The organism is Cyclonatronum sp., from assembly GCF_022565315.1.
GTDB lineage: Bacteria > Bacteroidota > Rhodothermia > Balneolales > Cyclonatronaceae > Cyclonatronum.
On record NZ_JAIUMX010000034.1, the window covers coordinates 22,184 to 32,332 of the forward strand.

The following is a 10,149-nucleotide window of genomic DNA, read 5'->3' on the forward strand; positions in this document are numbered from 1 at the left end:
TTTCAAAGCTGAGGTTAGGTATTTTTCAGCAGCAATAATTATACTTTCCGGCTGCGAGGCCCGCTCTGTTGATTAAAAAAGTAAGCGAATAAGCTTGTGCCGCCGGTAAGCTAAATCCGGTGCCAAAAACCGAATATAAGTATTTTAATATGAGTTTTATTACCGTGAGAATCAAGACGTTGAAAAGGCAGGTGTTAAAGCTCTCTTTCTATCTCATCAACAATGTAGGTTTTCCTGGAAATGTCAAGGATTACATTTTCGAATTCGTCAGCAGCTTTTTCAATTTCAGCCAGAATCTGTTCTTCGGTCATAATTTCAAAATCTTTTTCTTTATACAGATCCATAAGGCCTTTCATGCGTGCGAGCGGTGCCCGAACCACATGCGATTGTACCCACGAAATCTGCCGCAGGGTTTCGTTTTGTTTCTTAACGGCCTGGAAATATTTGGTCTGTTTGGTGATATCCATGGTAAAAGCTGCAAACAGGGATTCCCCCTCGTACTCAAAAAGCTGCAGGTGTACAAATACATCATATAAAGAACCGTCTTTACGGATATGGCGCGCAGAGAAAGGCAGTAGTTTCTCAGTGCCGTAAAGCAGGGGTTTTACCAGTTTTTCGAATTTACCAAGATCGTACCCATCTTTGATATTGTAGGCGGTAAACTGCTGAAGCTCCTGCTGCGAGTAGCCAAGGTTGCGCAGGGCGGCATTGTTGGCACTGATAAAGCGATAGGTTTTACTGTCAAAAAAGTAAATTTCGTTGAGGGACTCTTCAACCACAAACTCCAGGCGGCGGCTGTTGCGCTCTCCTTCTTTTTGGGAAGTTATATCACGAACGATAATCAGAATTTCGTGTCTGCCGTAGGGCACAAGGCGGGCTTCGTAATAAAATTTAGATCCCTGAATATTAATATCATAGGATAGCTGCTGTGGCTCCTGAGTGCGGTGCGTGAGCATAATTTTTTCTTCAAGCGTACCTGCTACCCCGCGCGGCAAAATCTGATAAATGGGCTTGCCAACAAATTCATCGGGAGGCATAAGCAGGGCGTCATCATCTTTGGCGTAATATTCGGTAATACGCAGATCGAGACCTATTACAAACATCAGGTCGGGGTTGGCCTGCAGCACGGCAGTTGTGCGTTCCAAAGCCTGACGTTCCTGCTGCTCCGCTTTACGGAGTTCGGTTATTTCGGTAATGATTGCGCATAAGCCGGTTACTTCCTCTTTGGAATTGATAACCGGAAATTTGACGGAGATGAAATAGCGTGTATCTTCCCCCAAGCCGAGTTTTTCTTCTGTCTCTATGGTTATCTTATTCTGAACCACTTTGTTGTCGTTGGCAATGAAGTCTTCAGCGGTTTCAGGCTCGAAAAGGTCGTTGTCGTTTTTACCGATTACCTGTTGCCGGTTTAAACCGGTAACCTCCTCCCATTTTTTATTTACGGTATGATAAATGCCCGCCTTATTTTTAACGGCAATAAGAGAACCGCTGTTTTCGAAAATATCGGTAAGAAATTGCTGCCGGTCGTTGAGGGCATAAATGAGGTCTGTTTTGGCATAGGTGTTAACCAGCATGCCGGTAAAAAGCGTAAGCAGACCTACTTCATCATCAGTTTGAGAATGGGGATGCTCAAGCCATTGCAGGTTCAGGAAGCCTCTACAGGAATTGTTCAGTATCAGCGGCACGCTCATGAAGCTTTTTACTTTGCTAAGGCCCGGCACAAAGAAAATTTTTTCGTCGGGGTTTAAGCGGTCAAGATCGTCTATAACAACCCAGCTTCCGTACCGGTGCTTGTTTGCCAGGGCAGAGAAGTGCCGCAGCGGGTAGGGATCATGCAGCTTAACTTCCGAATTAAAGCCGGTTTGGTACCAATGGTGGGTTTTCGTGCAGCTTTCCTGTTTGAAATCGTAAGCATATAGCTCAAAACGGGAAGCACCTATAAACTCGCCGAGTTCCTGCAACGAGCGGTTGATCAGCTCATCTTCTTCGCCAGGCATTGAAGCGATAAAGCGGTTTGCAATACGCACAAAGAGCTGCTGCAGCTGCGATTGCCGCTGCAGCGTGTACAGGGTTTCCCGCTGCCGGGTGATATCCTGAACCGAGCCCCAAAAAGCAACGCATTCCCCGTTTTGGTGAAGCCCCTTGCCAATGGTTCTTACCCATTTCTCCTCGCCGGCTGCGGTCTGTAGCTTTAGCTCCAGGTCGTAGGGGGTGCCGTCGGCAATACAGGCCGAAACGGCTTTTTCGACCCTGCTGCGGCTGTTGCTTTCATCTTCAGCGTAAAGCTCTACAAGCCCTGAAACTTCTGCTGAAACACCCGGCTCAACACCCATGATTTGTGCTGCTACTTCATTAAGGTTTGCTTCTCCTTTTTCCAAATCAACCTCCCAAAAACCAATTGCGGCAAGTTGCCCGAACTGCTCTGTACGGGAGTTGGTTTGCTTAAGCTTAAGGCTTTGCTCTTTAATTGCCGTGATATCGCTGAAGGTTGTGTACACCTGCCAGGGTTTGGCCTCGCCGGACCGGAACTGCGGGCGCGCACTCACCTTAATCCAAACCCGCTTTTCTTTTTCGGGGTGAAAGACACCCATCTCAACATTTTCAACCATTTTGCCGGTACGCAGGGTTACCATGGCCGGATGCTCTTCGCCGGGGAAGGGCGTTCCGTCGGCTTTTACGGCATGCCAGCGCGGATCGGTCGAGGCGCGGCCCTGCATCTGATCCAAACTCAGGCCCAGCAGCCGTTCTGCCGCCGGGTTAGCCTTTGTGATGTATCCGTCTGCATTCTGATAGACTACACCTTCTGCCATCGATTCATACAGATAAGAAAACTCGTTTTCAGTATGCTGAAGCTGTTCGAGCTGAGCTTTCCGCTGTGAAATATTAAGAATAATATCCGCCAGCATAAACGGGATGTTCAGCTCGTAGCTGTAAAAGTCGCCCGCCTCTCCGCCGGCTTCAAAACCCAGAAACCCAATAAGCCGGTCTTCTGCTATCAGTGGAATCACAAGGCTTTTGATCCGTTCATTGTGTTCAAGCCAGCTGCCGGGAGCCGTCAGGGTGATTGTTTCTCCCCTAAGCAGCTGCATTTGCGCATTGTGGCCGGCGCGGTCAAAGCCCGTATCCTCAAGGGTTCGGTGCGCTGTTTCCCAGTTTCCGTTTGGTTTCTGCTGCCAGGTATGCCAGAAACTCAGCGTTTGGGCGGCTGTGTCTTCGTCCGTTTTCAGGCCGGCAATGAAACTGCGTTCAACCCCCAGTGCCTTGCTTACCAGCGCCAAAGCCTGATTCATACCCGTATCGAGCTGCTCCGGAGGCATGTTTATAAAGCGGGCTGAAAGCTCGGAGAGCAGCTTCAGCTGATCCTGCTGCTGCCGGTGCCGGTTAGAAGCGAGCGTGCGTTCCGTGATATCCGTGAGCGAAAAAATGTAGTTGGAGTGGTGCGGTATGTGCCTGAACTCGGCATAAGCATCAGCGCCGTTTTTGCACCTTATCCTGAAATCAACATTCGGAAGTTGTCTGTTTGTTTTAAGAGCTTCACCGGGTTTCGCTTTTTCCCAGCGTTCAACAATTTCATTTCGGTAGCTTTCGTCGGGGTAAGCAAGCCGGCGCCATTCGCTGAGGGTGCTGAAATCCTGCGGTGTATAGCCGGTGAGCTCAGTGAACTTCTGGTTGAGCTGCACCAGCCTTTCGCGGCTGTCAAATACAATAATGGGAAGCGGAATCTGATCGAATAGCGAATGCAGATTCTGTTCGTACAGATTCGACCGGGTAATGTAGTCGTAAACTTCCGTAACGTCGAGCACAAGGCCGTCGGTCCGGTGCGGGCTGCCGTCAGCATGCCGGCGGGTTTCGGCCTGTTCGTAAATAATTCTTACTTCACCATTCGGGCGGATGATGCGGTGCAGCAGTTCAGACTTGATACTCCCTGCCAGATGCTCTTCGAATTTTGTGCGAACATACTCGCGGTCATCCGGGTGTATGCTGTCAAAAATAGCGTCATAATCAGGCTGATCGCTTGTTTTATCCAGGCCGAATATCCGATACACCTCATCTGACCAGCTTATCTTTTTGCTGCTTAACTCAAGCTTCCAGGTACCTGATCGGGTTGCGGTAAGCAGCTGATCGAAACTGCTGAAAGGGGAGGGCGGTGCTTCTGATTCCTGAAACCGGAGTTGGTGTTTTCCTTCCGGCTCACCCGGGAAAACCAGCAGCCTGTAGGCTTCATCCCGGGCAGGCTCCCCTGCCGGTGCCTGCGTAACGGCCTGTAATTCGGCCTTATGGGTGTACACCGTGCCACCGCGCTCAAATTCAAGCAACAAAAAGGCAGAAGCCTGTTTGTCTGCGGCTTCTGCTAAAGAGCAAAGCTGTGCCTGAAGTGTCTGGAAGCCATTCTCTCCGAGGAGTTCGCTCACCTCCGCCCCGGCTCCTCCATGTTTTATAGCGGAATCCAGACCCGCATACCGGCGGAAACAGTCGTTAATGCCGGCAACAACCATGTCTGCATCAAAGTAAAGAATGCCAAGATGATTACTGGAAAAAAAAGGGAAAGTACGAATGACTTGACTCATGAAACTTGCAAAGGTTTAGTATAGTAGCATTTGGTGTATGCGATATTAGAAGCAGACGTTATTTGTGTGCCATGCTCGTTTGGTTGGAGTTCCAAACTACGTTTCGGTACGTATTATTTTCTGTGTATATAGCCCAATATGCATTAAGTATTTAAACTTAATAAAAACAACAATTAACTAATTTATGATTAATATGTATTCTTAGCAACAGCCAAGTGTATTATTTTGTAAATAAACGGGTGCTATTACGATGTTTGCCGGCCGGAAAAAGCTTGGTGAATATGAACGGAAGCAGATCCCGGGATAAAAGCAAAATGCTTATATTTACGCATCTAAATCAGCCTGTTAACTGATACCATGCCCGGAGCTTGTTCCTCCGGTTTTAAACCCTAAACTTATTTCCCCTTATGCTATTAAAAACATTTTCATTCCGCTTTTGTATGCTATTGGCCGTTGCTGCAACCTTTTTTCTTGCTGCCTGCGGCGGAGAAACCGAAACCGTACCTGCTGAAGATCAGGCCGCACAGGAGCAAACGTATGAAGTGCGCGGCTTTTTTGTGGAAGTAGATGATGCCGGGCAGATTATCACCATCTTGCACGAAGAAATCCCTGAGGTGATGCGGTCGATGCGTATGCGCATGATTCTCGAGGATAGTGCGGGTGCTGAAGGCCTTGAACGTGGTGATAAGGTTTCTTTCACTATGGTTCGTATAGGTAACTCATGGTACGTACGGAACGTGCAGTCTCTACCTGAAGGTACTGAGCTTGATATCGCTGATGATTTAAGGGGCATGCTGTAGTTCTGTATCTGTTTCCGGTAAATGCCCTAAGGCCTGTATGATAGTTTAAAGCTATCTGCAGGCTTTTTTTTGCGGTATTTTGTTCAGGGTGATGCGTGTTTCGCCCTTCCCCTTCATTTTGGGGAAATAAATTCAGGAAAGAGAGTAGTATTTGCGGCAGTTGTGCGGGGATACCATTCAAAATGAAACAGAGGTCCGCCAAATCATCGCGTTTTTGTATGCGTATCAGATTAGCAGGTTGGTGTGTGAGCAGACCTTCATTTCGTTTTCTGCTGAACTCACGAGCGGCCGAGGAAGTGCGTCTTGCCCTTTACGTCATCGAAGGAGGAAGCGATGATGAGGCTTTCGAAGCCGTAGCGGTTGTTGATGGTGTCGCGGGCGCGGAAGAGGTTCCGGAGTTTTTCATCTTCCCGGAAAAACAGCTCAAGCTGACCGCTGGCATCAAGGTCGAGGGTGCTCACGCCAAAGCCGCGGATGCGCTGCCCGTGCCGCAGGTAGTGCTGCACAACCGGCATGAGGGCCTGCAGGGCGGCTTCGGTAACATACTGATCGAGGTTGGTGAGCCCGGAGGTGGCAAAAACGACCTGCACCCCGCGCCAGCTTTCATCCTGAAAGCGCAGGTAGCCCGAAAACCGCCTTGCCCGCCGGTCGTAGCCCCGCATGCGGTAACACAGCTGCCGTACCGATTTGGTGATTTCGCCGCGTACCTGCTCCGGGTCGGTGGTCCATTGCGAGAAGGTGTGCATGTAGCTTACCTCTTCGGGCACATGCTCAGGGGCGTCGGCAACGATGGCGCGGTCGAGGCCGCACACGGTTTCCCAGAGCATGCGGCCGAAGTAGGCTCCGAAAAGCTTCTGAAAGGTGCCGCTGCCCTGCTGCACGGCCTCAGCTATGGTGCGCAGCCCGGCCTGTTCGAGGCGGGCAAACCGGCGGCTGCCAATGCCCCACACTTCATCGAGCTGCAGCGGGTGGATGAGCCGCCGCTCGGCGGCCTCGTCGGTCACTATTGTAAGCCCGTTAGGTTTCACCAGGTCGGAGGCCAGCTTGGCGTAGGTCTTTGACCGTGCAATGCCCAGTGAGCAAAACAGCGCCGTTGCCTCGTGTATATCGCGCTTGATGCGCTGCGCATAGCGCCGCAGTTTTTCGTCAGACTGCCGGATCATGAAGGTGAGGTCGAGGAAGTATTCGTCCATCGAGTAGGCTTCTACGTCGGCGGCGTAGCTGTCGAGCACTTCGCGGATTTGCCGGCTGATGGCCTGATATTTTTCATAGTGCACCTGCATGAACACCACGTACGGGCAAAGCTGCACGGCCTCGAAGGCGCTCATGCCGGTTTTGATGCCAAACTTGCGGGCTTCATAGCTCGACGTGGCTACAATGCCGCGGGCCGTGCCGTCGGGTTTGCGCCAGCCGCCAACCACCAGCGGCAGCCCCTGCAGGTCGTACGAAACCTGCTCCACCTGCGCGTAAAAGCAGTTCATATCGAGATGGAGGTACAGCCGCGGTTTGGCCCGCACATGCCGCTGCTCTGCCGAAATGGTGTTGTACAGGGTTATGCGGTGCACGTTCCTGGTGAGGTCGTATGCGCCGGGGTCGAGCTTCTTCATGCACCCAAATTACATATATTGCACATATTTCGATGTAAAACTTTCGGGCGCGTAACCGGCATTTCGGTGTAAGCTTCCCTCCGTTGTCACCCTTTGTTCCTTAACTGCTTTACTATCAGATGCTTGAGCCGGGCAGGGGATGTCACGTGAAAAATTGGCACTGCAGGCTGACGATTTATCGGGCGTGTTGCGGCTTGTATTATATGTGTGTAATATGTGCAAAAGCCAACACAGACCTAAACAAAAAGCGTTTTATGCAAGTTGCCAAGCTGGAAAAAATCAATGTTATAGCTGCGTATGCCGGCTTCCGGACGGATACGCTTACCCGGGCTATTACGCCGATCCGGTTTATGCTTGCAAACGGCGACCGGCATCAGGTGGCGGAGGTTAAGCGCTCGTACTCGGAGCGGGTCGGCGATTCGCTGCATGTGCATTTCGTGGTGAAGACCAAAGAGAACCGTTATTTCGATATCGTGTACGACAGCAAGCGCATCACATGGATGCTGGTGGTGGAGCTGGAGGAAGCCTTGTTTACCGCGCAGGGCATGGCGTGAGAACCATGTATGGCCCGCCGGTTTTCCGGGAGGTTCGGAGGTTTGGTAATTTGATGATTTGAAGACTGATGCTCAGGTCATGTTTTCTCACAAAAAAAGTTCGTGCAGGCTTTTGATATTTAATTGAGGTGATGGCGGTGCCGGGTGTGCAGCTGTGCTGTTTGGCCGGGAGTTCTGCTGCTGCGTGCTGGCAGTCCCGGTACAAAAAAAGCCCCGCTGCAGGTCCTTGTTTTGCGGACCTTGCAGCGGGGCTTGATTTGTTTACGCTGCCCCGTTTTGTTTCGGGGCTTTAAGTTTTGCCTATCGCTGAATCGGCACGAGGCGCAGCACGCGGCCGTTGCTTTCATCGATGATGTAGAGGAAGCCGTCCGGGGCGAAGCGTACGTCGCGGATCCGGGCGAGGCCGGGCACGAGGCGCTCCTGATGTACGGCGCGCTCATTTTCGAGATCAACTACGATGCGGTTGAGGTGGCGGCCGGCAAGGGCACCGCTGAATACGTTGCCGTTCCAGCCGGGGTAGCGCGCACTGTTGTGCACGATGGCCATGCCTGAGGGCGCGATGGAGGGGGTCCAGTGGTGCAGGGGCTGCTCCATACCAACGGCAGCGGTATCCTGACTGATGGGGGAGCCGTCGTAATCAACCCCGTGGGTGATTACGGGCCAGCCGTAGTTGCGGCCACGGCGCAGGATGTTGATTTCATCGCCGCCGCGGGCGCCGTGCTCGTGCGACCACACTTCGCCGGTTACCGGATGCACGACCATGCCCTGAATGTTACGGTTGCCCAGGGTAAAGATTTCGGGCATGCCGCCGTCAACGTTTACGAAGGGGTTGTCGCGGGGTACGCGGCCGTCGTCATAGATTCGCATAGATTTGCCCGCGTGATTGGTTACGAGCTGTGCGTTTTCCATTACGCCGCGGTCGCCGATGGCGAAGTAGAGGAAGCCGTCGGCATCGAATACGATGCGGCTGCCAAAGTGGAAGGGGCGGGCGGTGTTCGGGTGCCCGCGGAAAATTTCTTCAAAATCGTGAAGCATGTACCCGTCAAGGCGTCCGCGGCCTATGGCGGTGTTGGAAGTGCCGGCCTGTGAGTAGGAGTAGGCCAGGTAAACCAGCTGATTGTTGATAAAATCGGGGTGCAGGGCTACATCGAGCAGACCGCCCTGATTGCGGTTAAATACGGTTGGCGTACCGCCGATAACCTGCGGGCTGAGCTGCCCGTTTTCGACTATGCGAAGGCTCCCGCCTTTTTCGGTGATAAGCACGCGCCCGTCGGGCAGGAATGCCAGTGCCCAAGCGTCGCTGAGGCCATCAACAACGGTTTCGAGCCAAAAAGTGACCTCTTCTGATTGAAAGACGTTACCGGTAATTTCTCCGGTCGGGAAGTAGAAGTCGTCTGGCAGGTGCTGAGCTTTTGCTTCAGCTGTGAAAAAAGCGACTATCACGGTTAAAAATGCCGCTATCAGTACAGTGGAGTTAAATCTCATAATCAAATAGGTGAGCGTGTTAAGGGTTTAAATTGATGAGGCACATAAATACAATCTAACAAATTAGCGGATAATTTACCTGAGATTATGAGATGCCGCGGGCAGTGTTTGGGTGTACGTGGCGGGGTTTGTGGAGCCGGGGGCTTTCGGGGTGAGCGATGGGGTTTGGGATGCAGTGCCGACGGGCTCCCCTGTGTATGCGGGGCCTGTCGGGCTGGCTGAACGGGTTTGGCAACGGCGGCAGGTTGTGAATGGAAAAACATCCCCCGATAAAAAAATAAAAAAGCCCGGCTGCCATTTGGCAACCGGGCTTTTGAAAATTCAGATCAGATTGTTTACTGAACTTTTAATTTTTCTCAGCGGCTTAATTGGTTTCGCCGTCGCGGTTGTAGTCGTATCCATTAGCGTTGCTCATGATCTGAGCTACGATGGTGAGCAGGATACCGTAAACTACTTTTGAAGAAACGTCGGCGATGGTGTAGGTGAGCTGACGACCAACTACAGCTGCCTCAGCGGCAAGACCTGTGAGCGAAGGCTCGAGTCCTGGCGGGATGAGGTATGGCATCAGGTAGGCGCCAGGGTAGAGCATCCATGACCAGAAGAAAACAACCCAGATGTAATTCATATAGCGGGCTGCATCAGCAGGAATTCCTTCAGAACCTTCAGCGATAACTTTCTTCATGGTGATAAGGATATCAATGAAGAAAACCGTAGAAATGGTACCCCAAACTACGAACAGGGTGAAGTTGGTTACTTCGTAGTACTGACCAATGTAACCGGTGAGAATCATGAGTGTACCGGAAATCCAGAAGCGGTTACGCACAGAAGAAAAGCTGCTCTTTGTGAGTGTTACAACAAACAGGATTTGGAAAAGAAGCATGGGTACGTCAATCAACCAGTTCAGATAACGGTAACCGTTATTGAACAGCGCAGCGCCGTCGGCCAGGAAGTAGCGGCCCTGATCGGTATCAAAGGCAAAAGCATTTACCCAGTTCTGAGCCTGAATGAAGAGCAGGAGCCCTGCTGATACCATTACCACAACCGAAAGAACGGCTGTTGTGCGGTACTTTGGCTGTACGGTTTTAATGGTGAGAATGAAATAGATGAGCGCTGCAAACATCACAGCATACCCCAC

General features: G+C 51.4%; 6 protein-coding genes. 2 read left to right on the forward strand and 4 right to left on the reverse strand.

The genetic code is table 11. The features are described 5' to 3' along the window. Window positions 1–194 precede the first annotated feature (194 nt). A complete protein-coding gene (locus LAT75_RS07535; protein ID WP_291482031.1) occupies window positions 195–4,568 on the reverse strand; it encodes a PAS domain S-box protein in 4,374 nt (1,457 codons plus the stop codon). A gap of 407 nt (window positions 4,569–4,975) precedes the next feature. Here LAT75_RS07535 and LAT75_RS07540 point away from each other — a divergent pair, with 407 nt between their 5' ends. After that, on the forward strand, window positions 4,976–5,368 hold the full coding sequence (locus LAT75_RS07540; protein ID WP_291482032.1) for a copper-binding protein: 393 nt from the start codon (window positions 4,976–4,978) through the stop codon (window positions 5,366–5,368). A 278-nt stretch (window positions 5,369–5,646) separates the two neighbouring features. On the opposite strand, the gene LAT75_RS07545 is transcribed toward LAT75_RS07540, so the two are convergent. Continuing rightward, window positions 5,647–6,975 (reverse strand): DNA polymerase IV, encoded by a 1,329-nt coding sequence (locus tag LAT75_RS07545; protein ID WP_291482033.1) that lies wholly within the window; start codon window positions 6,973–6,975, stop codon window positions 5,647–5,649. A 254-nt stretch (window positions 6,976–7,229) separates the two neighbouring features. Between LAT75_RS07545 and LAT75_RS07550 the strand changes: the two genes are divergently transcribed. Next, a complete protein-coding gene (locus tag LAT75_RS07550) occupies window positions 7,230–7,529 on the forward strand; it encodes a hypothetical protein (protein WP_291482034.1) in 300 nt (99 codons plus the stop codon). A gap of 300 nt (window positions 7,530–7,829) precedes the next feature. Here the strand turns inward: LAT75_RS07550 and LAT75_RS07555 are convergent, their stop codons facing one another. Together LAT75_RS07555 and LAT75_RS07560 are read right to left on the reverse strand one after the other, a co-directional pair. Continuing rightward, a complete protein-coding gene (locus LAT75_RS07555; protein ID WP_291482035.1) occupies window positions 7,830–9,014 on the reverse strand; it encodes a PQQ-dependent sugar dehydrogenase in 1,185 nt (394 codons plus the stop codon). Window positions 9,015–9,378: 364 nt separating this feature from the next. Then, window positions 9,379–10,149 (reverse strand): bacteriorhodopsin (locus tag LAT75_RS07560; protein WP_291482036.1); only part of this gene is annotated, 771 nt, incomplete at its 5' end.